Here is a 25,143-nt window from a genome sequence, read left to right as displayed (position 1 = left end):
GGGTTCCTCAACGACGAGTGATACCCAGCGCCGCGGTTGCGGTGCTGGCGAAGGTCTGACCGATGCGTGAGCCAGCGTCGGCCACGGCGGCTACGGCGCGCTCGATGGTCGGGCCGCCGGCGATCGCGGCGATCTTGGCCGCGTAGCGCGGGTCGGTGGCATAGCCCGCACGTTGCAGGCCGCGCGCAAAGCCCTGCACATCGGTGCCGGCCTGCAGCGCCTGCTGGTAGCGCGGGCTGGTCTTCAGCAGGCGCACGTAGTCGGCAAAGCTCTCAGCGGGCGAGGTGTAGGCGCGGAAGCTGGCGGTTTCGTTGCGACGTACGCCATCGACATACTCATGGGTGCCGGCGGTAGCGCTCTGGCCCTTCCAGCCGGTGGCCTTGATGCCGAACAGGTTGTGCGACGTGCTGCCGTCGGCATGCTTGATCTGGCGCTTGCCCCAACCGGTTTCCAGCGCTGCCTGGGCCACCAGGGCGCGGGCGTCCACGCCCAGTTCCTTGGCCGCGCTCTGCGCGTGCTGCCAGATGCTGGCGACGAAGCCTTCAGGGGTGTGCGCGCCCAGCTGGGCGACGGCGGTGCGGGTGGCCAGCGCATCGGCCGGAGTGCCGCTGCTGCCGCGGTTGCTGGCGGTCGGTGCCCACTGGTCGCTGGCCGCGGCCCAGTCGGCACCGCCGATGGCGCCGGCATAGGGATCGTCGGTGCCCAGCGAGCGGTGCATGCCGCTGCTTTCCCGGCCTGCAATCAGGTCCAGCGCCTGCTCCATCGGTGCGACGGAGGACTGCGCGCCATCCTGCACACCGGCCGCCATCTGCTGCAGCATGCGTACGGCTTGGCCGGCGTCCTGCAGTGGCAGCGACGGTGCTGCCGGCGCATTGAGCTGGTAGGCGCGGCTGGCCTTGGCCGGGTCCACCCGGGTATCCAGCGCCGGGCCCTCGGCCTGCGCGCCGGACAACTGGCGGGTGATCATGCTCGACAGGCCCAGGCCCTTGCCGCGGGTCATCGCCTCGGCGATCTTCTGGTCGTACATGTCCCGGAACATCTTGTTTTCACCCGGGAACAGCGAATCGCCGAAGCTGGCATCACGCATGCTCTTGACCAGCATCTGCGCGAACTGGCCTTCAAGCTGGCGCGCGACCTTGTCGATCTTTGCCGGGTCGTTCTGTTGTGCCGGGCTCAGTTCGAATGCGGGAGTGATGCGCATGTCAGATCACCTCGAGCTCGGCGCTCAGCGCACCGGCCTGCTTCAGTGCTTCCAGGATCGCGATCAGGTCGCCCGGTGCCGCGCCAACGGCATTCACCGCATGCACGATCTCGTCCAGGGTGGTACCGCCATTGAACTTGAACATGCGGCTGCCGTCGTTGGTGGCGGTGATGGTCGACTGCGGCGTGGCCACGGTCTGGCCACCGGCAAAGGCGTTGGGCTGGCTGACGTTGGTGTTTTCCTGGATGGTCACCGTCAACGAACCGTGCGAGATCGCGGCCGGGCCGACCCGTACCTGCTGGCCGATCACCACGGTGCCGGTACGCGAATTGACCACCACCTTGGCCGGTGCGGCGCCAGGGGTCAGTTCCAGGTTCTCGATGCGGGCCAGCAGGCCGATGCGCGCTCCGGCATCGGTCGGCGCACGCACGGCAACCGTGCCACCGTCCACCGCGCGGGCCGAGCCCTCGCCGAAGGCATTGTTGAGTGCACCCACCATCCGCGAGATGGTGGTGAAGTCGCTGTTGTGCAGGTTCAGGGTGATCTCGCCGCTGGCACCGAATACATCGGGCAGGGCGCGTTCAACGGTCGCACCGTTGGGAATGCGGCCGACGCTGGGCACGTTCACCGAGACGCGCGAACCGTCCTTGCCCTGCGCACCGAAGCCGCCGACGATCAGGTTGCCCTGGGCAATCGCATAGACCTGGCCATCAGCACCACGCAACGGCGCCATCAGCAGCGAGCCACCACGCAGCGACACCGCGTTGCCAATGGAGGACACGGTGATGTCGATCGGCTGGCCGGGTTTGGCGAACGGCGGCAGCTCGGCATGGATGGCCACGGCTGCGACGTTCTTCAGCTGCGGGTTGACGTTGGCCGGCACGTTGACGCCCAGCTCGCCCAGCAGATTCTTCAGGCTCTGCACGGTGAAGGGTGCCTGGCTGGTGCGGTCACCGCTGCCATCCAGGCCGACCACCAGGCCATAGCCCACCAGCGCATTGCCACGCACGCCGCCCACCTGGGCCAGGTCCTTGATGCGCTCGGCGCTGGCGGGGGCCATCACCATCAGCAGCAGGACCAAGCAGTAGAGCGACGCCATGCGTCGCTGCAGGAAATATCGGAATGAAATCTTCATGGCCATACTCAGAACGGCGTCAGGCCGGAGTTGAAGAAGCGACTCAACCAACCCATCGCGTTGGACTGCGCGACAGGGCCGCGGCCGCCATAGACGATGCGCGCTTCAGCCACGCGGCTGGAGGGCACGGTGTTGTCCGCGCTGATGTCGCCGGGGCGCACGATGCCCTGTACCTGCACAAGTTCGTCGCCCTGGTTCAGGCGCAGGTTCTTCTGCCCCTGCACCACCAGGTTGCCGTTGGGCAGGCGCTGCACCACGGTCACGGTCACGTTGCCCTGCAGCCGGTTGCTCTGCGCGCTGTTGCCCTTGCCGGTGAAGTCGCGCGCACCCTTGGCCGTTGCACTCAGGATGTCCTTGCCGCCCAGGGTGACCGGTGCACCGAGAATCGACGGCGTGCCGAGGCTCAGGTTCGATTCCTTGTTGGTGGCGGTGTTGGCGCTGGTCTGCGCGGTGGTGTTTTCCAGCAGCGTGATGGTCAGCAGGTCGCCGACATCGCGCGCACGCCGGTCCGAGTACAGCTGCAGGGTCGGGCCGGCGGCGTAGATCGCGCCCGCGGTCGGTTCGGCCTGCGGCGGCATGATCGGCTGCAACGGCGCCATTGTCGGATAGGGGCGCACGTCGCCCGCGATCACGCAGCCACCGAGCAGGGCGGCCACGGCGCAGGCGAGGGCAGTACGGGCGAAGGAAGAAAGGGGCGACATGGCAGTTTCCCGGTGAGGGCGGTCAGAGCTTGTTGCTGAGGTAGCCGAGCATCGAGTCGGTGGTCGAGATCGCCTTGGCGTTCATTTCGTAGGCGCGCTGGGTTTCGATCATCGACACCAGCTCTTCCACCACGTTCACGTTGCTGCCTTCCAGCGCACCCTGCACCACGGTGCCCAGGCCGTTCAGGCCGGGGTTGCCGTTCTGTGCCGGGCCGGAGGCCGTGGTTTCCAGGAACAGGTTTTCGCCACGCGCCTGCAGGCCCGCCGGATTGACGAAATCGGTCAGGGTCAGCGCACCGACTTCCACCGATGCCGCACCGTCAGCCATCTTCACGCTGATGGTGCCGTCGGTACCGATGGTGACCGACTGCGCGCCTTCTGGAATCTGGATGCCCGGCTGCACCGGGTAGCCGCTGTTGGTGACCAGCTCACTGTCCTGGTTGATCTTGAACGAGCCGTCGCGGGTGTAGGCCGAGCTGCCGTCGGGCATCTGCACTTCGAAGAAGCCGCGGCCGTTGACCATCACATCAAGCGCGCGGCCGGTCTGCTGCTGGCTGCCCTGCTCGAAGTTCTTGGCGGTGGCCACCACGCGCACGCCGGTGCCGATCTGCAGGCCGGTGGGCAGCTGGGTCTGTGCCGAAGACGAACCGCCGGGCTGGCGCACCTGCTGGTACAACAGGTCCTCGAAGCTGGCGCGGTCCTGCTTGAAGCCGGTGGTGTTGGTGTTGGCGAGGTTGTTGGAAACCACCGACATGCGCATCTGCTGCGCATCCAGTCCGGTTTTCGCGATCCACAATGCCTGGTTCATCTTCGGAGTCCTGTCTGGGTGAAGCCGGCCGCGCGATGCGGCCCATGGGGTAGGGAGTGCAAGCGGCGTGCCAGCACCGGCGCAGGCCGGTGCCGGAATTCCGTCAGCTGCCCAGGCGCAACAGGCTGTTGGCGCTGCGCGCGTTGTCATCGCCGTGCTTGATCACCTGCACCTGCATTTCGTATTGGCGCTGCAGCTGGATCATCTGCACCAGCGCACCGGCGGCATCGACGTTGCTGCCTTCCAGCTGGCCGCTGTGCACCGCCGTGCCCTGTGCCTGGGCGAACGGCTGCAGCGGATCGGTATTGCGGAACAGGCCATCCAGGCCGCGTTCGAGGCGTTCGTCCGGCGCCTGCACCACCTTGATCCGGCCGATCATCGCCATCGTCTGCGGGCCTTCGCCCTGCGGGATGATCGAGATCGTGCCGTCGTTGCCGATCTCCATTGCCTGGTAGGGCGGGATCGCGATCGGATTGTTGTTGTCGTCCAGCACCGGACGGCCGCTGGAGGTCACCAGCTGGCCGTTCGGCGTCACCGACAGCGCGGCGCCACGGGTGTACGCCTCGCTGCCATCGGTGGACTGCACGGCCAGCCAGGTGCCGGTCTGCAACGACAGGTCCAGTGGCTTGCCGGTGATGTGCTGCGCGCCGGCCGTGCGGTTGAAGCCGGCATCGACGTGCAGCGCATCCACCCGCGAGGCAAAGCCCGGGCCACGGATCGGGAAGGCTTCGGTATTGGCCAGCGCTTCCTTGAAGCCGGGAGTATCCGAGTTGGCGAGGTTGTGGCTGAGCGTTCCCTGCGCCTGCAGGGAGGCGCGGGCACCGGTCATCGCCACGTAAAGGGCTTTATCCATGCGGGGAGTTCCGTGACAGGGTCAGCAGGTCATCAACGGATGTTGATGACGGTCTGGGTGATCTGGTCCTGGGTCGTGATCATCTGCGCGTTGGCCTGGAAGTTGCGCTGCGCGGTGATCATGTTGACCAGCTGTTCGGTCAGGTCGACGGTGGACGATTCCAGCGAACCGGCCTGGATCTTGCCGAGGTTGGAGGTATCGGCGGCGCCGGTGCGCGGCGTGCCTGAATCGAAGGTCTCCACCCACAGGTTGTTGCCCTTCTGTTCCAGGCCCTGCGGGTTGTTGAAGCTGGTCAATGCCACCTGGCCCAGCGGCTTGTCGTCGCCGTTGGAATAGCGGGCGAACACCACGCCGGTTTCCGAAACGGTGATCTCATTGAGCTTGCCGGCCGCGTAGCCGTCCTGCTGGGTGTTGCGCAGGGCGAACTTCTCGCCGTACTGGGTCGAGCCGCTCACGTCCAGCGTCATGTTCAGCACGCCGGCACCGGTGGTCGGGGTGAAGGTGCCCAGGCTGATCTTGCCGTTGGCCGGCGCGGTCAGCTTGCCGGCGTTGTCGAAGGTCAGCGGGGTCGGCGTGCCGGCCGGCTGGCCATCGACGTAGTTGTGCACCGTCCAGGCGTTGGTGGCCGCTTCCTTCACGAAGTAGGACACCTGGGTATGGCTGACGCCCAGCGAGTCATACACGGTGATGCCGCCGCTGGAGTGGCTGTAGCTGTTGGAGTTGGTCGGGTCGAAGGTGGTCACCGTCGGCTGCTTGGCATTGCCGGGCAGGGTGAAGCCGACCTTGACTTCGCTGGTCTGCTTGGGCGGGCTGTCGGTGGTCAGCAGCTGCAGGTCGACCAGGCGGCCGGCGTCGAAGTTGGTGCCGTCGGCGTTGGGTGCGAATACCTGCAGGCGTGCGCCCTGCGGGTTGACCACGTAGCCGGCGGCATCGGTCTGGAAATTGCCGGCGCGCGAGTACACGCGTGCACCGTTCATGTTCATGGTGAAGAAGCCCTCACCGGAAATGGCCATGTCCAGGCTGCGGCCGGTCTGCTCGTTGTTGCCCTGGATGAACTGCTGGGCGACGTTGGACACGCGCACGCCCGAACCGATCGCGTTCTTGGACAGGCCGTAGCTGGTGGCGGCGAACAGGTCGGCGAATTCCGCGCGCGACTGCTTGAAGCCGGTGGTGTTGACGTTGGCCACGTTGTTGGCGGTGACACTCAGGTCCGAGTTGGCAGCGTTGATGCCGGACAGGGAAATGTTGAAGCCCATGGGATGCTCCTGTTGGATGCGGTGGGTGCGGCTCAGCTGACGCGGAGCACGTAGTCGAGAGGGGCCGTGCCCAGGCCCTTGAGATTCAGGTAGAGGCCGTCGGAACCGACGGTCACGCTTTCCACCGGTGCCTGCACGAAGGTGGACAGCTTGGTGCTCTTGCCGGCGGTGTCGACGTGGTTGGCGACGATGTTGTACTTGCCCGGCTCCATGCGCTTGCCGTTGGCATCCTTGCCATCCCAGGTGAACGCGGTCTCGCCGGCCGCCTTGGCTTCCACGCTGATCGAAGTGACCTTGGCGCCGTTGGCGTCGGTGACGTCCACGGTGACGATGCCGGCTGCCGGTGCGGCAACCGTGCCTTCCACCGAGCCTTCCTTTTCCAGTACCAGTTTTTCCGAAGGCACCAGCACCTGGTGGCCGACCAGCGCCGCGCCGCGCAGCACCTGGTCGCTGGCCATCGACTCCTGGAAGCCCTTCACCGACTTGTTCAGATCGGTGATGCCCTGCACGGTCGACATCTGCGCCATCTGCGAGACCATCTGCGTGTTGTCCATCGGCTTCAGCGGATCCTGGTGCTGCAGCTGCTCGGTCATCAGGCGCAGGAAATCGGCCTGGTCCAGCGTGTTCTTCTTCTTGGTGGCGTTGCTGTTGGGGGCGTTCAGGCCGAGTGCGGCGTAGACGTCCTGGTTGGTCTGGTTGTTGACGGCAGTGGTCATGGCGGTGTCCGGTGCAGCGGGCCTCAGCGGCCCATGGTCAGGGTGGCCAGGGCCAGTTCCTTGGCGGTGGTCAACATCTCCACGCCGGCCTGGTAATTGCGCGAGGTGGAAATCAGATTGACCATCTGCGCCACCGGATCGACGTCGGGCTGGTAGATGTAGCCCTCGCCGTCGGCCAGCGGATGGCCCGGCTCGTAGCGCTTGATCGGCGCCGCGTTGCTCTGGGTGATCTCCTTGACCTGCACCGAGGTGATGTTCGGATCGGTCTTGCTGGTGACCGCTTGGAAGATCGGTTCCAGCGGCTTGTACACCGCGTCGGCGGAGCCGGCGATGCTGTCGGCGTTGGACAGGTTGGAGGCGATGGTGCTCATGCGCACCGACTGCGCCTGCAGCGCGGAGCCGGCGATGTCGAAGATCGGCAGGTTGCTCATGGCTTATTGCCCCGTGATCGCGGTGAGCATGGAACGCACCTTGCTTTCGACGAAGCTCAGCGAGGCGCGGTATTCCAGCGCGGCGCGGCCATAGGCGGCGCGTTCGGCATCGGGGTCGACGGTGTTGCCGTCGATGCTGGGCTGCACGCCCTCGCGGGCCACCTGGAACGGATTGAGGCCACTACTGATTTCGTAGTGCTGCTCGTTGGTGGTGGTCATCAGGCCGTTGGCATCCAGCCCCTGGGCATGGCGCAGGGCGGAATCGAAGTCCAGGTCCTGGGCTTTATAGCCGGGAGTGTCGGCATTGCCGAGATTGCTGGCGATCAGCTTCATCCGCTGTTCGCGCAACGGCATGGCCTGGGCATGGACGCCCAGGTAGTCGGTAATCAGGTTGCGCACGGTGCACTCCCACGGGAACGTTGCCCGGGAAGCTGCAAGCGGTGTGCCAAACCGTGGTGCGCAACGGCGCGCTCGCCGGGCATGGCCCGGCGCTACCGTGGGTCGGGGCAGGTGTCTGGTAGCGCCGGGCCATGCCCGGCGGAGACCCGTGAGGCGGCCTTACGCCGCCATTGCCACCTTGCGCAGGCGGTCCAGCACGAAGTCGGCCAGCTCGTGCGGTGAGTACTTGGCGACGAAGGCGTTGGCGCCCACGCGCTCCACCATCGCATTGTTGAATACGCCCGACAGGGAGGTGTGCAGCAGCACGTACAGCCCAGACAGGCCAGCGTGCCGCCGGATTTCCGTCGTCAGCGTGTAGCCGTCCATCGCCGGCATCTCGATGTCGGAGATCACCATGGCGTAGCGATCGGCCGGGTTTTCACCCGAAGCGTGAATCTGCAGCAGATGGTCCAGCGCCTGCTTGCCGTCCGAGAGCAGGGTCGCACCCACGCCCAGCTGGTCCAGCACGCTGCGGATCTGTTGACGGGCCACCCGCGAATCATCCACCACCAGCACCTGCAGTTGCGGGGCATCGGCGGGCATCGCCATGGCCGGGTCGAGCACTGCTTCACTGCGGACCTGGGCGATATCGGCCAGTACGCTTTCCACGTCGATCACCTGGATCAGCTCGCCCTGGAAGCGGGTCACCGCGGTCAGGTAGCTGGACTCCGCCCCCAGTTCCGGCGGCGGGTGGATGTCTTCCACCGCGATGTTGACGATGCGCTCCACGCCACTGACCAGGAAGCCCTGGATCGAGCGATTGAACTCAGTCACGACCAGGTAACCGGGGGCGGTGTCCGCATCCGGCTCGCGCTCGGGGTGGCCGATGGCCAGGCCCAGGTCCAGCACCGGTACCGAGCGGCCGCGCACATCGGCCACGCCGGCAAACTGGCCGGGCAGACCGGGTACCTGGAACAGTTCCGGGCGGCGCAGTACTTCCTGCACCTTGAAGACGTTGACGCCAAAAAGCTGACGTCCGCCGAGGCGGAACAGCAGCAGCGCCAGGCGATTGTGGCCGGCCAGTCGGGTTCGCTGGTCGATCCGGTTGAGCAGGTCATGGGACATGGCTGCTGTATCGGCGCGGGCAGGGCGGAACTTGAGGGCCTGTGTGCAGGGCCAGGAATGGGAGAGTTCCGCCCATTGCCAGTGGCACGCAGCTTGCACGCGTCTGGGCCAGGTCTTACCGACAGGAGGCGCCATGCGCCGTGTTGCTTGTTTCCTTGCCATTGCACTGGCCGTGGCCGCGCCGTGGGCGACCGCTGCCGACTGGCAACCGGTCGCCAGCATCCGTGCTGCTGCGCTGTCGACCCTCGCGGCTGGCACCGAAGGTGAGGCCGTCGTCGCCGATGCGCTGCGCCTTCCAAAGTGTGGCGGCGCATTGCAGGTGCAGCCCACCGCTACCACCACGGTGGAAGTCAGCTGCCCCGATGCCGGTGGCTGGCGCCTGTTCGTGCCGGTGAAGGTGCGTCGCAACCAGACGGTGCTGGTGCTGACCCGTGGTATTGGCACTGGAGAATCCATTGCCGCCGCCGATATCAGTACTGCCCAGCGTGACGCGGCACGGATTGCCGGCGCAGTGCTGGCCGATCCTGCGGCAGCGATCGGTCGCATCGCCCGTCGGCCGTTGCCGGCGGGAACCCTGTTGTCCAGCAACGATCTGGTCGCCCAGCGTCTCATCAAGCGAGGAGACAGTGTGGCACTGGTATCGCGGCGTGGTTCAGTCGAGGTCCGCATTGCCGGGCGCGCACTGGGTGATGCCGGCCAGAACGAACGCGTCTCAGTGGAAAACCTGTCCTCGCGCCGTATCGTGCAGGGCACGGTGGACGCGGCCGGTGACGTAATCGTGGCGCGTTGAAATAATGCAGAATTCCCCTAAAGATCACGGCCCTGCGGCCGTTATCCCTTGTGTACGGCAACTCCAGGACACCCCATGAGCCAGAAAATCGACGGCAACCTGCAGGTCCCCCAGGCACTGCGCAGCGTGACCACTCCGGCCGCCAAGCCCGGCGTCAGCACCGATTCGGCGGCACGTCCAGTCGAGGCGGCCGACAGCCTGCGCCTGACCGGCGAAGCCACCAACCTGCAGGCCATCGAGCGTGAGCTGAGCACCGCCCCGGCGATCGACGCCCAGCGTGTTGCAGCGGTGCGCGAATCGCTGCAGAACGGCACCTACAAGATCAATCCGGACGCGATCGCTTCGCGCATGCTTGAACTGGACCAGCAGCTGCAAGGATGACCGCGGCGATGAGCGAGCCGCTGCAGCGCCTTGCCCAGGCCTTGGACGTTGAACGCCAGGCCCTGGTCGAGCACGACGTGCACGCCTTGATCCGTGCCACCGGCGCGAAGCTGGAAGCGCTGCGTGCGCTGGAAGGCGCGCCACCGGTGGGCGAGGGCGAGCAGCTGCAGGAACTGGCCGAACGCAATCGCGCCAACGGCGTGCTGCTGTCGCGGCGCCGGCGCGAGGTCAACTGGGCACTGCGCCAGATGGGCCGCACCGAGGAGTCCTCGGCGTACGATGCCAAGGGCCAGTCGCACACCGTCACCGCGCGGCGGCCACTCGCCGTCGCCTGACAGGCCGGCGGTCGGTCGGCCGCCCGATGGCGGCTGTCGGCCGCCGCACGAGCGCGTATATTGGGCGCCTGTTTGATCGCCTCGAGTCGCCGTGTCCGCCGCCAACGTCCTGGTTACCGCCCCCCTTCCGCCGCAACCGGTGTTGCAGGCCCTGCTTGAGCGCCTGCGCGAGGGCTTGCTGCTGTTCACCGAAGATGGCCAGGTGGCCCTGGCCAACCCGGCCGCACAGAGCCTGCTGGGCAGCGACGAAGGCGCCCTGCCGGCGCCCCAGCGACTGCGCGAGCTGCTGCCGCCGGATGCGCTCGAACATGCGCGCCAGCACGGCCACTGGAACGGCAGCCTGCCGCTGGGGGAGGGCGTGGTCATCGCCCATCTGTACTTCCATGGCGAACCCGGCTCGGGGCACTACCTGGCATTGTTCCGCCATATCGAAGGCCAGGAAGACTACGAGCGCGAACTGCAGCAGCGCCATGCCGAACTGCGCCAGGCGTACCTGCGCTTGAACGGCACCCAGGAAAAGCTGCTGCAGTCGGAGAAGATGGCGTCCATCGGCCAGCTTGCCGCCGGCGTGGCCCATGAGATCAACAACCCGATCGGCTACGTGCATTCCAACCTGGGCAGCCTGCAGGAATACCTGCGCAGTCTGTTCACGGTGATCGAAGCCTACGAACGTGCCCTGCGTGCGCCCGACCCGAAGGCGTTGATTCCGGAAATCGACGATATCCGTGACCGCCTGGATATCGATTTCATCAGCCGCGATCTGCCGCAGCTGATGGCCGAATCGCGCGAAGGCATCGAGCGGGTCACCCGCATCGTGCGCGACCTGAAGGACTTCTCCTATTCCGGCCGCGACGAGTCGTGGAAGCTGGTCGACCTGCATTCCGGCCTTGAATCGACCATCAACATCATCTGGAACGAGCTCAAGTACAAGGTGCACCTGGTGCGCGAGTTCGGCCAGCTGCCGCTTGTGGAGTGCCTGCCGTCGGAGTTGAACCAGGTCTACATGAACCTGCTGCTCAACGCCGGTCACGCCATTGCCGAGCGCGGCACGATCACCGTGCGTACCGGCGTGGATGGCGATACGGTGTGGGTCGAGTTCGAAGACACCGGCGGTGGCATTTCGCCGGAACTGCGCCAGCGTATCTTCGATCCGTTCTTCACCACCAAGCCGGTGGGCAGTGGCACCGGCCTGGGCCTGTCGATTTCCTACAGCATCATCAACAAGCACCACGGCCGCATCGACCTGGACAGCACCCCGGGCGTCGGCTCGCGCTTCCGCCTGGTGCTGCCGATCAAGCAGCCCCGGTAAAGGATTGTGGTAATGCCGGCCGCTGGCCGGCAACCCTGTGGACCTCAATACCCTGCAGTTACCGGCCAGCGGCCGGCACTACCTCGTGCAGGGTCAGCGCAGCGGTGAACGATCCTCGCCGCCGTCCGCCGACTCGGCGGCGAGCTGCCCGCCGTTGCTGCGCCGCTGTTCCTCATACGTACGGAACGCCTGGTGGATGTGCTTGCGCAGCTCGTCGTCGTTCCACGGCTTGGTCAGGAATCGATAGATCGCCCCCCGGTTGATGGCGTCGGTCACCGTGTTCAAGTCGGTGTAGCCGGACAGCACCAGGCGGATCGTGTCCGGGTACAGCATCTTCACCCGGCCCAGGAACTCGGTGCCGCTCATGTCGCTCATGCGCTGGTCGGACAGGATCACCTGCACGTCGTTGATCGCCAGCAGGTCGAACGCATCGCGCACGTTACCTGCCGCCAGGATGCGGTAACCATCGCGGCGGAACAGGCGCACCAGCGAACGCAGCACGTTCTCCTCGTCGTCCAGCAGCAGCAGCGTACGATCCGGCCGGGTTTCGGCGAACGCTTCCGGGCGCAGGTAGCGGCGGCGCAGGGTCATGCCGGCGGCATCGGCCGACATCGGCTCGCCGAACAGATAGCCCTGGAACACATCGCAGTCGTTGCGGCGCAGGAAGCCCAGCTGCGCCTGCGACTCCACGCCGTTGGCGATCACCGTCATGCCCAGCTGGTGGCCCATCGCAATGATCGCGCGGGCGATGGCGGCTTCACGATTGCCCGCCGGTGCGCTCTTGATGAAGCTGCGGTCGATCTTCAGCTTGTCCACCGGGTAACGCACCAGCGCACTCAGGCTCGAATCGCCGGTGCCGAAGTTGTCCAGGCTCAGGCTGATGCCTTCGTTGCGCAGGTTGGCCAGCGTTTCGTGGACGAAGTTGACGTTGTTGGTCAGGGCGCTTTCGTTGATCTCCAGCGTCAGCATCTGTGCCGGCACGCCAGAGGCCTGGATCACGCCCATCACTTCGGCAAAGAAGTTCGGCCGCAGCAGCTGCAGGGTCGAGACATTCACCGCAATGGTGAAGTCATCGAAGCCCTGGTCGCGCCACAGCCTGGCCTGCTTCAACGCGCCTTCAAGCACCCACGTGCCGATCTGCACGATGATGCCCAAGCGCTCGGCGGTGCGCATGAAGCGTTCCGGCACCAGCATGCCCAGGGTGGGCGACTGCCAGCGCAGCAGCGCTTCCATGCCCACCACATGGCCATCGCGTGCGCTCACCAGCGGCTGGTAGCGCAGCTTCAGTTCGCCGTTGGGAATGGCATCAACGATCTGTCGCGCGATGATGCTCTCGCTGTGCGCGCTCGGTGGCGTGTCCACCGCATGGATGCGCACCGCATTGCCGCCTTCGCGGGCCGCCTGGTAGAGGGCGTCCTCGGCATGGTCGAGCAGGCGCGAGGCGTTGCTGGCGTGCTCCGGGCACAGGCTCACGCCCAGCTTGCCGGTCATGAACAGCGTATAGGGCAGTACCGAGAGGGGCAGCTCCATCTGCTGGCGGATCTCTTCGGCGAAATCCTCGGCCAGTGGCAGGTCAGCGGTGCGCGGCACGGCGATCAGGAATTCATCGCTGCCGTGTCGCCACAGCTTGCCGCGACCGCGCAGGTAGGACTGAAGGCGCTGGGCGACCAACACGAGTGCCTGGTCACCCACCTCCGCGCTCATGTTCTCGTTGACCGAGGCGAAGTGGTCGATGTCCACGTGCATCAGCATCAGCGCGGTGCCACCGGAAGCGGCTTCGGCGACCATCGCCTGCAGCTCGGGATTGCCGGCGCCGAGTCGATCAGGCGCGTCATCGATGCTGACCGGGGGCAGGTTGGGGTTCCACATGGGCTCAGTATTCCGCTGACTCTACGGCCGCGGTAACAGCGGCCTGGTAAGGAAGGTGGACATCGACGAGGGTACCGGCGCCATGCGCCGACTCGATCCGCACGTGGCCGCCCACACTCTGCGCACGCTCGCGCATCACGATCAGGCCCAGGCCGCGCGGGCCATCCGGGTCGAAGCCTTCGCCGTCGTCACGGATCATCAGGTGCAGGCCGCGCTGGTCGACGTCGCGCAGCTGCAGCACCACCTGGCTGGCGCGCGCGTGGCGCAGCACGTTGGTCAGGCTTTCCTGGGCGATGCGGAAGCAGGCCTGTTCGATGCTGTTGTCCGGGCGCGTAGGCAGCGATTCGATCTCGGCCTGCAGCTCGACGGAGGACGAGCGGAACAGCACGCGCGCCTGCCAGCTCAATGCCGCCTCCAGGCCCAGTGCATCCAGCTGTGGTGGCCGCAGCAGGGTGGAGATGTCGCGCAGCTTGGCGACGGTGGTATCGGCCAGGCTGACGATCTGCGCCAGGTCCTCGCCGCGCCGTTGCGCGTCGTCCTCGTCCTGCGCCGCATAGGCCGAAAGCTTGATCGCGGTGATCGCCTGGCCGATGTCATCGTGCAGGTCGCGCGAGATGGCCCGGCGCTCATCTTCCTGCAGCGAGAACAAGCGGCCGGCCATTGCCTGCAACTCGCGGTTGCTGGTCTCCAGCGCGCTGCGGGTCTGTTCCGATTCGCTCAGGTCGCGCACGATCAGCAGCTTGCAGTCACGCCCGCCGTAGCGCACGTCGCCTACTGCAAGGCCGGCCTGGAAGCTGCGGCCATCGGCGCGCTGCATGGCCACCACGCTGCTGTGGCCGGGGCTGTGCTGGGGTTGCCCGGCACGTAGCTGCGCGCGCGTGCGGGCCAGGTCGGCGCCTGCCACCAGGGCCGACAGCGGCTCGCCCAGCAGTGTGTGGCTGCCGTAGCCGAACAGGCTGGCTGCCCACGCATTGGCATACAGCACATGTTCGTCGGACAGGATCACCACGCCATCGGGCAACACCCGCACCAGCTCGCGGAACTGTTCTTCGCGTTCGCGCAGCAGGCGCCGCGACTGCTCACGCTCGGTCACGTCCTGCAGGGTGCCCAGGATCCGGTCCCGGCCGGCCTCATCCACGCCGCTGGCTGCGCGCAGGTGCACCATCAGCGCGCGGCCATCCATTGCCAGTACCGGCAGCAGCACATCCAGCTGCACCTGTTCCCCGGAGCACAGCTCGGCCAGCACCTGATCGGTCTGTGCGGCGGTGGCCGGGTCAGCTGCCACCAGCAGTTCGTCGAAACGGTGCCAGCGTCGCGCCTCGGGCGGGCGACGGCCCAGCAGACGATAGACCTGGTTGGAGTAGCGGCCCTGGCCGGAGGCCGGGTCCAGCTCCCATGCGCCGATGCGGGCCAGCTCATGGGCTTCTTCGACGCGGGCCAATGCCTGGTCGCGGCGCAGCTGGGCCAGGTCTTCGGCGGTACGATCGATGGCGATCAGCAGGCGCGCCGTGTGTCCGTCGTAGTCGATCGCGTTCGAGCGCAGCTCCATCTGTCGCAGGCTGCCATCGCGCAGCTGCAACTGCGTGCGCAGGATGCACAGCTGCTCGGGTGCCTCGCGGATCTCTTCCAGCTTGGTCTGCAACGCCTGGTCCTGGCCGGGCGGCCAGAGCACGTCGATGGTCTGTGCCAGGAGCGCGTCGCGTTCCCAGCCGAAGGTGCTGCAGGCGGCCGGGTTGGCATCGAGGATGGCCAGGGTGTCCAGGTCATAGACAAGGATCGGGCCGGGGTTGCCCTCGAACATCTGCCGCAGCCGCAGCTCGGAGGCCTGCAGGCGGGCGTGGGTGTGCAGCACGTGCTCGGCCAGCGGCCGCAACAGCAGGTACAGCAGGCCCGCGCTGGCCAGCGCAAAGAATGCGCCTTTCACGCTCTGCCAGAGTGCTGCCTGCTGCGGGTCGGGCACCAGGGCCGTTACCGCGCCGTCGCTGGCGATCATCCAGGCCAGCGCCATCGCCAGGTAGCTCAGCACCACGCGCCGACGGTCGCGACCCAGCGCCTGCGCCATCCGCGGGTCGGGAACAGGGGCGGTGCCGGTCGGTTCTACGGGCATGGACAGGGCAAGGGGGCGGGCAGGGAAGAGGGGTGCCGGTCATCTTACCGCGCAGGTGTGCCCTGGCCACTCAATTATCCGCCGCAGGCGCCGTTAACCACTTCGTGCCCCGCTGTCGGGCGTTTCATCCGGAGCAAGATCGCGTGGACCAAGGGATCATCGCCAGCCTGCTGCAGCACCCGCTCGCCTCGGCGCTGGTCATCGTCGACCGTAGTGGTCGCCCGCTCGCGGCCAATCCAGCCGCGCGCGAGCATGGCCTGCCGGCCACGGTGGCCGCCTACGCGCCGATGCTGGAAGATCTGCGCCTGCTGGCCGCCGACGGCGGCATCGTCGCCTGCACGCTGCCGGGCGGCCCACGGGGTCACTATGATGGCCACCTGCGTGCCGTGCATGACGGCAGTGGCAACCTGCTTGCCTTCACCCTCAGCGTGCCCGAGCCGGTTCCGGTTGACGGCGGCGGTCGCTGGGAACTTGCACTGGACAGCGCCGGCCACAGCCTGTGGGACTGGGACATCCCCAGCGACCGCGTAGCGCGCACACCCGCGCTGGGCGAGGAAACCGCCGCCCAGATGCTGGCGCGCGTGCATATTGACGATATCGCCCAGGTGCGCGCCGCACTGGATGAACACCTGCGCGGCGACAGTGAGCAGTACAGCGCCCAGTTCCGTTTCCGCCAGGCCGATGGCCAATGGCGATGGGTGCTGGATCGTGGCCGGGTGGTGGCGCGTACCGCCGATGGCCAGCCGCTGCGCATGGTCGGCACCCATACCGACATCGAGCAGCAGAAGCAGCTGGAAGCGATGCTGCAGGAGCAACAGCTGCATCTGCGCGAAGCCCAGCGCATCGCCAGCATGGGCAGCTGGTCGTTCGATCCGCACAGCCGCCAGTTCTGGTGGTCGCCGGAGCTGAGCTCGCTGCTGGCGTTGCAGCAAGGCAGCATTCCTGGGCAGCGGCGCTGGCTCAAGCAGCTGCACCCCCGCTCGCGCGGCGCACTGCGCGCTGCCTGGCGCCGCCTGTGGCGTGATGGCCGGGCCGCCAACATCGAACTGGAACTGACCCGCGGCACCGAGCCTTCGCAGCATCTACGGTTGTGGATGCAACCGTTGCTGGACATGGATGGGCAGCCCAAGCGCCTGCTGGGGCAGGTGCAGAACATCACCGAGCAGCACCAGACCGACGCCCTCATCCGCTGGCGCACCGAGCTGCTGAACCGCGTGTCCGCGCTGGGCCGCATCGGCGGCTGCGAGATCGAAGTTGCCACGCGCAACATGCAATGGACCGAGGAGTGCTACCGCATCCATGGCCTGCGCAAGGAGCCGATCACCCTCGACCAGGCGCTCGCGCTGTATGCCGAAGATTCGCGTGCAGCCTTTGAAGCGGCCTTGGGGCGCATTGCCGGTGGCGGCCTGCCCGAGCAGCTGGATCTGTGTTTCTACCGCCAATCCGGTCTGCGCGTCTGGGTGCAGGTGCTGATCGAACTGGACCGTCGCGATGGCCTGCCGCCGCGCTTTGTGGTCCTGTTCCGTGACATCACCCGCGAGCGCGAAGCCAACGAACGCATCGAGCTGCTGGCCCATTACGATCTGCTGACCGGGCTGCCCAACCGCGTCCTGCTGGGCGAGCAGACATCGGAGGCCATCGAGGAAGCGCGCGATCGCGGCACCTCGCTGGCCATGCTGTTCATCGACCTGGACGGTTTCAAGAACATCAACGACAGCTTCGGCCACGCCACCGGCGATGCGCTGCTGAAGGCCGCCGCGACCCGGCTGCACCAGAACCTGCGCAACAACGACCTGTTCGGCCGCTTCAGTGGCGACGAGTTCATCGTGGTGCTGCGCGACCTGGCCGAGCCGGAAGACGCTGGGCACGTAGCACGCAAGCTGATCAATTCGCTGGCCGAGCCGCTACGCCGTGGCGACACCACCTTGAAAGTGGGGGCCAGCGTGGGCATCGCCATGCTCGGCGAGAGCCAGACCGACTTCGATTCCCTGCTGCGCGCAGCCGATGCGGCGATGTACGCGGCCAAGGAAGCGGGTCGCAATACCTACCAGTACTACAGCCAGGACGCGCTGGCGCGGATCCAGCGGCGGCTGGAGATCGAGCACGGTCTGCACGGCGCCATCGAGCGCGACGAGTTCAGCCTGGCCTACCAGCCGCTGCTGCACGCCCATCACGGCGAGCCGCCGGCGATTGAGGCGCTGCTGCGCTGGCATCGCCCGGGCATCGGCTACTGCAGCCCGGCAGAGTTCATTCCCATCGCCGAAAAGTGCGGCGAGATCGTCCGCATCGGCGACTGGGTACTGTCCGAAGCCTGTCGCCAGGCGGCCGCGTGGGACCGTGCCGGCCTGCATTTCGAGCGCATTGCCGTGAACGTGTCGGCGGTGCAGCTGCGTGATCGCGGCTTCGCCGAGCGCGTGATCGAGATCTGCCACGCGCACGGATGGCCGCCGCAACGGCTGGAGCTGGAGCTGACCGAGTCCGCCCTGATCCGTGACACCGACATCCTGCGCCATTGCTTCGACGTGCTTGAACGGCACGGTGTGCCGCTGGCGGTGGATGACTTCGGTACCGGCTTCTCCAATCTCAACTACCTCAACCGTTTCCCGGTCGGCCGCCTGAAGATCGACCGCAGTTTCGTGCAGGGCATGCTGCATGATTCGGGTACGGCGGAAGTCACGCAGGCCATCGTCCATCTGGGCCACGCGCTGGGCATGAAAGTGGTGGCCGAGGGTGTGGAAACGCATCAGGAAGAGGACATGCTGCGCCGCCAGGGCTGCGACGAGATCCAGGGCTACCTGTACTCGCGCCCGCTCAGCCCGCGCGATCTGGCGCAGTGGCTTCGCCAGCAGCACCTCGCGCCAGGGCGAACCGATGCCGCCAGCGAAGTGGTGCTGGCGCGCTGAGGCGTCGCGGCCCGGCTCCTGTGGGTGCCGGCCGTGGTCGGCAGTGATGCCCGCACGCGCGATCATCCACGCATGGCGTGGATCTACCGGAGCCTGCAATGGTGGGTGCGGACCGTTGGTCGGCACGGATGCCGGCACGCGCGATCATCCTCGCATGGCGTGGATCTACCGGAACCCGCAATGGTGGGTGCCGACCGTTGGTCGGCACGGATGCCTGCACGCGCAATCATCCACGCATGGCGTGGAGTTACCGGAACCCGCAATGGTGGGTGCCGACCGTTGGTCGGCACGGATGCCGGCACGCGCGACCATCCACGCATGGCGTGGATCTACCGGAGCCTGCAATGGTGGGTGCCGACCGTTGGTCGGCACGGATGCCTGCACGCGCGATCATCCACGCATGGCGTGGATCTACCGGAGCCTGCAATGGTGGGTGCCGACCGTTGGTCGGCACGGATGCCGGCACGCGCGATCATCCACGCATGGCGTGGATCTACTATCGCGCGGCAACCAAACGCTGCGGAGATTCGGAGCGCAGCCGTGCGCGCACCGCTTCGACCACGTTGGCATAGCGTCGCAGCTGGATGTAGTAGCCCATGTAGAACAGCAGCAAGGCCACCAACATCGGCCAGGCTGCTGGCCGGACCAGAATGATCGGCACCAGCATCAGCGTGAGGCCCAGCGCGAACCAGCTGCACAGCCCGACCACCCGCACCTCCCGGCACCGCGCGTCGATCATCACTCGACCGCGCATCAACGGAAAGTAGCGACCGCCGAAGTTGGGTGCGAAGCTCTCGCGAAAGGCGATGCTGCCGTCCGGCAGCGCGCGGAACACCAGACGAAGCCAGGTATCGGTCGGAAGGTCATGCTCCAGGCCGGCCAGCGAAAGCTGGGCCAGCTCGGCCGGCGTAGCGGCAATACGCTGGTTGAACAGGACGATGCCGGTACGGAAGAAGAACGGCGTCCACATCACCAGCAGCAGAACTTCGACCAGCAGCAGGGTGATCAGGGCGATGGCCATCGGTCTTCCATGAACGGGAGCGGCGCATCATGCCACGGGGAAGTCGCATCCACGCATGGCGTGGATCTACTTCAACGCATTCCCATCCAGCCCCAGATCCCAGGCCAACCCCAGCAGGTCGTCGCCGGCCACAGCCGGGGCAGGGCGCGCATCGGCCAGTTGCTGCAGCTCCTGTATTTCCTCGCGGGCCACATCTTCCAGCTGCCGCAGCTGCTCACGTACGCCCGCATTGCGCGGGCGCTCGTTCTTGTTGATAGGGGGCAGGGCGCGGATCAGGGTCATGGTGCGCTTGCAGGATGCATCCAAAGGCGGGTCACACGCAAAGGCCCCGGCAGAACCGGGGCCTTGCACGCTGCCGGAAGAGGCAGCGGACATCAGGATCAGAACAGCTCGACCGTACCGGCGCCCATGCTCTGCTGGGCAACCGGCTTGTGCGGCGGGCGTTCCCATTCGCTGCGCAGTTCGCGCAGGCGGCTGCCAGTGCGCTGCAGGGCAGAGGCGATTTCCTCGTCGAACACGCCGCCGTTGCGGTGCAGCAGTTCCTGCAGGGCCACCGCTTCGCGGTTGATCGCGGTCAGGCGATCCAGGTGGGTATGCACGCCGCCCAGCGCCTGGGTGGCGATGTCCTCGAACTGCAGGGCGCGCACGGCTTCGGCCACGCTGCCGTCGATCGAACGCGCGCAATCGGACACTTCGCGCATGCCGTCACCCAACGACGCATTGATCTGCGCCACGTTGTCCAGCATCGCCGCGGCTTCCTGACGCGCTTCACGGGAGCGGTCCATATCGCGCGAGGCCATGTGCGAAACCGTCTCGCGCACCTTGGCGATGGCGTCCTTGGAGCTGTGCGCCAGCTTGCGGATCTGTTCGTTGAAGGTGGTCGAGCGCTCGGAAAGGTTGCGGACTTCGTCGGCAACCACGGCGAAACCACGACCGGCTTCACCGGCGCGCGCGGCTTCAATGGCGGCGTTCAGGGCCAGCAGGTTGGTCTGGTCTGCAATCGACTTGACGTCTTCCAGCAGGGCGAAGATGCCATCCAGGTGCTGCGCCATCTGGTCGATGTGCTGCACGGTGGTGCTGCTCTGGCCGCTCACCTGTTCCAGCGCTTCCACCAGCTGTTCCATGCGGTGGCTGGCGTGCTGGGCGAAACGGGCAACGTCGAGGCCGGCACCGCCTTCGTCACCGGCACGGTCGACGATGCGTGACAGCGCCTGGCTCTGCTGGCGCGATTTGCGGTTCATGGCGTCGAAGCTGCCGCCGAGGCTGGAAACGGCCTGGCGGATCAGGTCACGGGCGCGTTCCACTTCGCCGCGCGAACCGTCGATTTCGTTGCCGACGAAGCTGCGCAGCTCGGTCAGCAGCTGGTCCTGCTCACGCATGACACGGGCATGTTCGGGGGAACGGTGCGCCTGGGCGCGGGCGGTCCACCACGCAAAGCCGAGCCAGCTCAGCGTCATCGTGGTCAGGATCGCCCAACGCAGGGCGACCGGCCATTCGAAACCGATGGCGAAGGGGAGCAGCAGGGTCAGGGCCAGGGGGGCGGCCAGACGGATGAAAATGCGTGAGTACATGGACGTTCTCGGGAGGTGCACGGAGGATGTATCGGCCGTACCCCCTTTCTCTTTAACGTCGATGTGCTTCGAAATGCTTTCTGAATGCGCCGGTTTTCCGGCGCTTGGCATGCCGTCGCGCGGATCGCTCGCCGGGCATGGCCCGGCGGGTGTGAAGGTCAGGCCAGCTGCCGGTCCACGGCCTCGACCATGGCCTTGCGGCTGAGCAGGAAGTCCCAGTAGCTGCCACCCAGCTGCCGCCACAGTACGGCGGCGCGCACGGCGGCCAGCAGCAGTGCACGGATCTCGGCCACCACGCCGGCCTGGCCCAGGTAGTGCGGGTTGCCCTGCACCATGACCCGCGGCTTGAGGTGGCTGATGGTGTCTGCATACAGGCCGCCCAAAGCGGCCAGTACATCAGGGTGGCCGCTGTCGCCCAGCTCGGTGGCCTGGCGCTGGGCGCGCTCGATGCCCGAGGCGACCTTGTTCACGGTGGCCCCGTCCTGCACGAATCGGCGTTCCAGCTGCAGCACCGACAGGGCCAGCTTGGGCAGGATCGGATCCTGGCCCTGGTTGCGGAAATGGTTGTGCAGCAGGCGCAGGCCGGATTTCAGGGCGTGCCGATCACCGAACACCGCCTGCGGCGAGGACGCATCGATGCGGAACACGCTGTCCACGGCGGTGCGCACGGCAGCGGCGTCGGAATGGCCGGTATCGGCGATACGGCGTACCTGCTGCAGGGCCTGGGCAATGCCGGCCAAAGCCAGAACGCGGTCGTCGACAGTGAAACTCATGCAGCGAGTACCTCAAAAGGAGAAGGGGTGGTGCGCAGGCGCTGTTCCAGTGGCGCGTCGGTGGCGGCGATCACCGCGCCACCCAGGCAGACCTCACCGTCATACAGCACCAGTGATTGCCCAGGGGTGACTGCACGCTGCGGCCGGGCGAAGGAAACCTGCACGCTGCCGTCGTCCAGCACGTCCACCGTGCACGGCTCATCCGGCTGGCGGTAGCGGGTCTGCGCGGTGCATTCGAAACGCCGGGCCGGCGGCGCGCCGGCAATCCAGTGGGCGGTCTCCGAGCGCAGCCGGTTGGACAGCATCCAGGGGCTGTCACGGTCCTGGTCCACGTACAGCACATTGCTGGCCACGTCCTTGCCAACCACATACCACGGAGCGGCAGGGCGGCCGCGCACGCCGCCGATGTTCAGGCCTTCGCGTTGGCCCAGGGTGAAATAGAAGACGCCAGGATGTTCGGCGATCACGCTGCCATCGCTGGGGTCGAGGATCTGCCCGGCCTTGGCCGGCAGGTAGCGTCCGAGGAACTCGCGGAAATCGCGCTCGCCGATGAAGCAGATGCCGGTGGAGTCCTTCTTGGCGTGGGTCGGCAGGCTGACGTCGCGGGCAATGCGGCGCAGGTCGCTCTTTTCCAGGTCGCCAATCGGGAACAGCGTGGCGGCCAGTTGCTCCTGCCCCAGCTGGTGCAGGAAGTAGCTCTGGTCCTTGGAGCGGTCGGCACCGCGCAGCAGCAGCCACTGGTGGCCGCGCTGGGCAATGCGCGCGTAGTGGCCGGTGGCGATGCGCTCGGCGCCCAGCTCGCGGGCCGCATCAAGGAAGTGCTTGAACTTCACTTCGCGGTTGCACAGCACGTCCGGGTTGGGCGTGCGCCCGGCGGCGTACTCGGCAAGGAAGTGTTCGAACACCCCCTGCCAGTACTCGTTGGAAAAATCGCGGAAATGGAACGGGATGCCCAGCAGCCCGCAGACGGCCACCGCATCGCGGCGGTCGTCCTCGGCGCGGCAGTCGCCGCTGCCATCGTCGGCCCAGTTCTGCATGAACAGACCGGCCACGGCCTCGCCCTGCTGTACCAGGCGCCAGGCCGCCACGGAGGAATCCACGCCGCCAGACACGCCAACCATCACCCGTGGGCTGCTCATGCGACCTCCCGGACCAGTGCAAGCGGGTAGCGCTGGCCGGCCAGGTAGTCGGCCAGCACCTGCCAGACCAGCGGGCTGCGCTGGCGTCCGGTGGCGGCCTGCAGTTCGTCCGGGGTCATCCACAGCGCCCGATCGATGCCGGTATCCAGTGGCCGCGCCGGGTCGTGCGAGAGCGGGCGCGCGGCATAGCAGAAGCGCAGGAACGGGGTGCCGTCAGCGGCAGTCCACTGGTAGCAGCCGATGAAAGCGGTCAGTTCCACCGTCCAGCCGGTCTCCTCGACGGTCTCGCGCAGGGCGGCCTCTGCCAGGCTTTCGCCGGGCTCCAGGTGCCCGGCCGGCTGGTTCAGCACCTGCCGGCCCTCGATGGTCTCTTCGACCAGCAGCACCCGGCCGCCGTCGACCACCACGGTGGCGACGGTTGCATGCGGTGCCCAGCGCGGGTCCGGCGAGGTGTTCAACTCAGAGATCGTCCTTCTTGGTCAGCTCCAGCTCCATCGCATCGGCAGTGCGGATGGCCGCATCGATGGCGTCGCTGAGCTGGTCGGAGGTGGCGTCGGCGTCGATCTTCACCACGAACATCGCGGTCGACTCCTGCTTCACCCAGCCGCCCATCTTGGCGTCCTGCGAGTCTTCCAGCAGGCGGTTGGCCACGGCCACCGGGAACTGCTTGGTCTGCGAGGTGTAACCCGGCGACCAGATCTCACGGATGTTGTGGGTGCCGAAGTCTTCCACCGACGAGCGCACGTAGACCATCTGGGTGCGATCGCCTTCGACGTCGAACACCATCTGGTAGTCGCCGTCCTCGTCCACCTCGTAGGTGTAGCCCAGCTTTTCCAGATGACGGGCAACGGCCTTGTCGGCCTTCGCGCTGTCAGTGGTGGTCGCAGCGCCAGCGGTGCCAGCGGCAGCCAGGGCGATCAGCAGGGCGGGGAGAAGGGTCCTTTTCATGAAGATCCTGTGAAACCAAGAGTGTGGGAAGGTGCAATTGTGACGGCGGGCGTCCGTGCCGTCCATTCTGCGGCGGGCCGACGCAGGGCCGTCGCACCCCTTATAATAGGCAGATGCCTCGCGAGTCCGCCCCCGATTCCCACCACGAGCACGGCGTTGCCGTGGAGCCCGCGCGCCCGGAAGTGGCGCCGCCGCCGTTCTATCAGGTCATGCTGCTCAATGACGACTACTCCCCGATGGATTTCGTCGTGGACGTCCTGCAGCAGTTCTTCAACATGGACCTGGACAAGGCCACCCAGGTGATGCTGCATGTCCACACCCGTGGCCGTGGCGTCTGCGGCGTGTTCACCCGCGAAGTGGCTGAAACCAAGGTGGCCCAGGTCAACGAATACGCGCGGATGAACCAGCATCCGCTGCTGTGCACGATGGAAAAGGCCTGACCGCCCCCGATCTGTAGAGCCGAGCCGATGCTCGGCTGCCTTTCGTCAAGGCGTACCGGTGCCTGGTGCATCGTGCCCACCAACCCACCAAGGTGGGCACCTACCGAAGACGGGGATCAGGCCTCCGCCAGCAGCGCCTGCAGGGCCATGACGGCGACCGCCTCATCGATGTCGGCCGGGTCGCCGTCATCCCGGAACCACACCGCCGACAATCCTGCACTGGCCGCGATCCAGCGCAGCAGCCGCGCGCGCTCGATATCGGCCAGCCGACAGACCTGTTCCACGCGGGCATGGAAGCGCTCGGGCCGCGTCGCCACGTGGATGCCCGGCCCGCACAGGTCCGGGTTGCTGAACAGCGTGGTGTAGTCGAACGCGCGGTCACCCAGCAACCGCTTCGGATCGATCGCCAGCCAGCCCCGCGCGCCGAAATCCAGCACGTTGTCGTGGTGCAGGTCGCCATGCAGCGGCCGTATCTCCTGCTCGGAGTCCAGCAGTGCCATCGCCAGCGATCTGCACTGTTCCAGCAATGGCGGCAGCGCTGCCCTTGGTTGCAGCAGATCTGCGAACCATCTACGCAGGCAGACCAGATCTTCTGGCGGCGCGCTCCGTGGCCGGTGCAGCTGCTGAAGGACCTGACACAGGATTGTGGTGCAGGTGTCGTCCTCGTCCGCGATCGAGCGTTGCCGCAGCGAATCGCCGTGCGCGCGTTCGATCAGGATCGCCGGTCCGTCGTGGGCCAGCAGGCGTGCGGCACCGTCACCGTCCCACCAGCGCAGCAGGCGATGGCCGTTCTGTTCCTCTGTCTCCGTGCTCACCTTCAACATGGCTGCCTCGCCAGAGGCGGTCAGCACCGGCCAGAGCCGGGCATGGGGGGTACGGATCGCAGGACCATCACGTCGCAATCGCCAGCGGCTCAGGTAGGGTTCGCTCATGGTGAGTGTGCTGTCCTGGAG

At 66.7% G+C, this 25,143-nt stretch carries 26 protein-coding genes; 6 read left to right on the top strand and 20 right to left on the bottom strand.

The genetic code is table 11. The annotated features are described in order from the left end of the window. Window positions 1–7: 7 nt before the first annotated feature. From flgJ to HUT07_RS09545, 10 genes are all read right to left on the bottom strand, one after another. Window positions 8–1,201: a flagellar assembly peptidoglycan hydrolase FlgJ gene (gene flgJ, locus HUT07_RS09590; RefSeq protein ID WP_176020756.1), complete on the bottom strand. Its 1,194-nt coding sequence runs from the start codon at window positions 1,199–1,201 to the stop codon at window positions 8–10. A gap of 1 nt (window position 1,202) precedes the next feature. Beyond that, on the bottom strand, window positions 1,203–2,336 hold the full coding sequence (locus HUT07_RS09585; RefSeq protein WP_240790678.1) for a flagellar basal body P-ring protein FlgI: 1,134 nt from the start codon (window positions 2,334–2,336) through the stop codon (window positions 1,203–1,205). Window positions 2,337–2,344: 8 nt separating this feature from the next. After that, complete coding sequence (gene flgH, locus HUT07_RS09580) at window positions 2,345–3,037, bottom strand: flagellar basal body L-ring protein FlgH (RefSeq protein ID WP_025879104.1); 693 nt, start codon at window positions 3,035–3,037, stop codon at window positions 2,345–2,347. Between the two features lie 22 nt (window positions 3,038–3,059). Then, window positions 3,060–3,845 (bottom strand): flagellar basal-body rod protein FlgG, encoded by a 786-nt coding sequence (flgG, locus tag HUT07_RS09575; protein ID WP_025879105.1) that lies wholly within the window; start codon window positions 3,843–3,845, stop codon window positions 3,060–3,062. 103 nt (window positions 3,846–3,948) lie between these two features. After that, window positions 3,949–4,698: a flagellar basal body rod protein FlgF gene (locus HUT07_RS09570; protein ID WP_099818408.1), complete on the bottom strand. Its 750-nt coding sequence runs from the start codon at window positions 4,696–4,698 to the stop codon at window positions 3,949–3,951. Between the two features lie 32 nt (window positions 4,699–4,730). Next, window positions 4,731–5,954 carry a flagellar hook protein FlgE gene (gene flgE, locus HUT07_RS09565; RefSeq protein WP_032974827.1) on the bottom strand — a complete coding sequence of 408 codons (1,224 nt, stop codon included), beginning with the start codon at window positions 5,952–5,954 and terminating at the stop codon, window positions 4,731–4,733. Between the two features lie 32 nt (window positions 5,955–5,986). Then, complete coding sequence (locus HUT07_RS09560; RefSeq protein WP_176020755.1) at window positions 5,987–6,670, bottom strand: flagellar hook capping FlgD N-terminal domain-containing protein; 684 nt, start codon at window positions 6,668–6,670, stop codon at window positions 5,987–5,989. A gap of 23 nt (window positions 6,671–6,693) precedes the next feature. Then, window positions 6,694–7,101 (bottom strand): flagellar basal body rod protein FlgC, encoded by a 408-nt coding sequence (flgC, locus tag HUT07_RS09555; protein ID WP_176020754.1) that lies wholly within the window; start codon window positions 7,099–7,101, stop codon window positions 6,694–6,696. Window positions 7,102–7,104: 3 nt separating this feature from the next. Further along, window positions 7,105–7,500 carry a flagellar basal body rod protein FlgB gene (flgB, locus tag HUT07_RS09550; protein WP_089241053.1) on the bottom strand — a complete coding sequence of 132 codons (396 nt, stop codon included), beginning with the start codon at window positions 7,498–7,500 and terminating at the stop codon, window positions 7,105–7,107. A 159-nt stretch (window positions 7,501–7,659) separates the two neighbouring features. After that, a complete protein-coding gene (locus HUT07_RS09545; protein ID WP_176020753.1) occupies window positions 7,660–8,604 on the bottom strand; it encodes a chemotaxis protein in 945 nt (314 codons plus the stop codon). A gap of 133 nt (window positions 8,605–8,737) precedes the next feature. Between HUT07_RS09545 and flgA the strand changes: the two genes are divergently transcribed. The 4 genes from flgA to HUT07_RS09525 all read left to right on the top strand — a co-directional run bounded on the left by flgA (window position 8,738) and on the right by HUT07_RS09525 (window position 11,419). Beyond that, window positions 8,738–9,394, top strand: a complete 657-nt coding sequence (gene flgA / locus HUT07_RS09540; RefSeq protein WP_176020752.1) for a flagellar basal body P-ring formation chaperone FlgA — start codon at window positions 8,738–8,740, stop codon at window positions 9,392–9,394. 75 nt (window positions 9,395–9,469) lie between these two features. Continuing rightward, on the top strand, window positions 9,470–9,775 hold the full coding sequence (flgM, locus tag HUT07_RS09535) for a flagellar biosynthesis anti-sigma factor FlgM (protein ID WP_025879113.1): 306 nt from the start codon (window positions 9,470–9,472) through the stop codon (window positions 9,773–9,775). Further along, window positions 9,772–10,110, top strand: a complete 339-nt coding sequence (locus HUT07_RS09530; RefSeq protein WP_025879114.1) for a flagella protein — start codon at window positions 9,772–9,774, stop codon at window positions 10,108–10,110. The genes flgM and HUT07_RS09530 overlap by 4 nt, the downstream gene beginning before the upstream one ends. Window positions 10,111–10,201: 91 nt before the next feature. Further along, on the top strand, window positions 10,202–11,419 hold the full coding sequence (locus HUT07_RS09525; RefSeq protein WP_176020751.1) for an ATP-binding protein: 1,218 nt from the start codon (window positions 10,202–10,204) through the stop codon (window positions 11,417–11,419). Window positions 11,420–11,512: 93 nt separating this feature from the next. Here the strand turns inward: HUT07_RS09525 and HUT07_RS09520 are convergent, their stop codons facing one another. Next, window positions 11,513–13,288 (bottom strand): EAL domain-containing protein, encoded by a 1,776-nt coding sequence (locus HUT07_RS09520; RefSeq protein ID WP_176020750.1) that lies wholly within the window; start codon window positions 13,286–13,288, stop codon window positions 11,513–11,515. A gap of 4 nt (window positions 13,289–13,292) precedes the next feature. Continuing rightward, on the bottom strand, window positions 13,293–15,395 hold the full coding sequence (locus HUT07_RS09515; protein WP_176020749.1) for a PAS domain-containing sensor histidine kinase: 2,103 nt from the start codon (window positions 15,393–15,395) through the stop codon (window positions 13,293–13,295). 143 nt (window positions 15,396–15,538) lie between these two features. On the opposite strand from HUT07_RS09515, the gene HUT07_RS09510 reads away from it, so the two are divergent. Further along, on the top strand, window positions 15,539–18,298 hold the full coding sequence (locus HUT07_RS09510; protein ID WP_176020748.1) for an EAL domain-containing protein: 2,760 nt from the start codon (window positions 15,539–15,541) through the stop codon (window positions 18,296–18,298). A 496-nt stretch (window positions 18,299–18,794) separates the two neighbouring features. On the opposite strand, the gene HUT07_RS09505 is transcribed toward HUT07_RS09510, so the two are convergent. From HUT07_RS09505 to HUT07_RS09475, 7 genes are all read right to left on the bottom strand, one after another. Further along, window positions 18,795–19,319 (bottom strand): hypothetical protein, encoded by a 525-nt coding sequence (locus HUT07_RS09505; RefSeq protein ID WP_176020747.1) that lies wholly within the window; start codon window positions 19,317–19,319, stop codon window positions 18,795–18,797. A 66-nt stretch (window positions 19,320–19,385) separates the two neighbouring features. After that, entirely contained in the window at window positions 19,386–19,601 is a 216-nt protein-coding gene (locus HUT07_RS09500; protein ID WP_176020746.1) for a hypothetical protein, read from the bottom strand. A gap of 98 nt (window positions 19,602–19,699) precedes the next feature. Next, the gene (locus tag HUT07_RS09495) at window positions 19,700–20,890 is read right to left on the bottom strand and encodes a methyl-accepting chemotaxis protein (RefSeq protein WP_176020745.1); all 1,191 of its coding nucleotides are present in this window, start codon (window positions 20,888–20,890) and stop codon (window positions 19,700–19,702) included. Between the two features lie 158 nt (window positions 20,891–21,048). Next, window positions 21,049–21,663: a high frequency lysogenization protein HflD gene (gene hflD, locus HUT07_RS09490; RefSeq protein WP_176020744.1), complete on the bottom strand. Its 615-nt coding sequence runs from the start codon at window positions 21,661–21,663 to the stop codon at window positions 21,049–21,051. Then, window positions 21,660–22,802: a tRNA 2-thiouridine(34) synthase MnmA gene (mnmA, locus tag HUT07_RS09485; protein ID WP_176020743.1), complete on the bottom strand. Its 1,143-nt coding sequence runs from the start codon at window positions 22,800–22,802 to the stop codon at window positions 21,660–21,662. The genes hflD and mnmA overlap by 4 nt, the downstream gene beginning before the upstream one ends. After that, window positions 22,799–23,260 carry an NUDIX hydrolase gene (locus HUT07_RS09480; protein WP_176020742.1) on the bottom strand — a complete coding sequence of 154 codons (462 nt, stop codon included), beginning with the start codon at window positions 23,258–23,260 and terminating at the stop codon, window positions 22,799–22,801. Before HUT07_RS09480 ends, mnmA begins: the two co-directional genes overlap by 4 nt. A 1-nt stretch (window position 23,261) precedes the next feature. Next, window positions 23,262–23,750: a hypothetical protein gene (locus HUT07_RS09475; RefSeq protein ID WP_176020741.1), complete on the bottom strand. Its 489-nt coding sequence runs from the start codon at window positions 23,748–23,750 to the stop codon at window positions 23,262–23,264. A gap of 113 nt (window positions 23,751–23,863) precedes the next feature. On the opposite strand from HUT07_RS09475, the gene clpS reads away from it, so the two are divergent. Next, the gene (clpS, locus tag HUT07_RS09470; protein ID WP_025879127.1) at window positions 23,864–24,190 is read left to right on the top strand and encodes an ATP-dependent Clp protease adapter ClpS; all 327 of its coding nucleotides are present in this window, start codon (window positions 23,864–23,866) and stop codon (window positions 24,188–24,190) included. A 116-nt stretch (window positions 24,191–24,306) separates the two neighbouring features. On the opposite strand, the gene HUT07_RS09465 is transcribed toward clpS, so the two are convergent. Beyond that, entirely contained in the window at window positions 24,307–25,122 is an 816-nt protein-coding gene (locus tag HUT07_RS09465) for an APH(6) family putative aminoglycoside O-phosphotransferase (RefSeq protein ID WP_176020740.1), read from the bottom strand. Between the last annotated feature and the right edge of the window lie 21 nt (window positions 25,123–25,143).

This window comes from Stenotrophomonas sp. NA06056, from assembly GCF_013364355.1.
GTDB lineage: Bacteria > Pseudomonadota > Gammaproteobacteria > Xanthomonadales > Xanthomonadaceae > Stenotrophomonas.
Note: the sequence above shows the minus strand (reverse complement) of the source record. Positions and strands in the feature narration are given on the sequence as shown.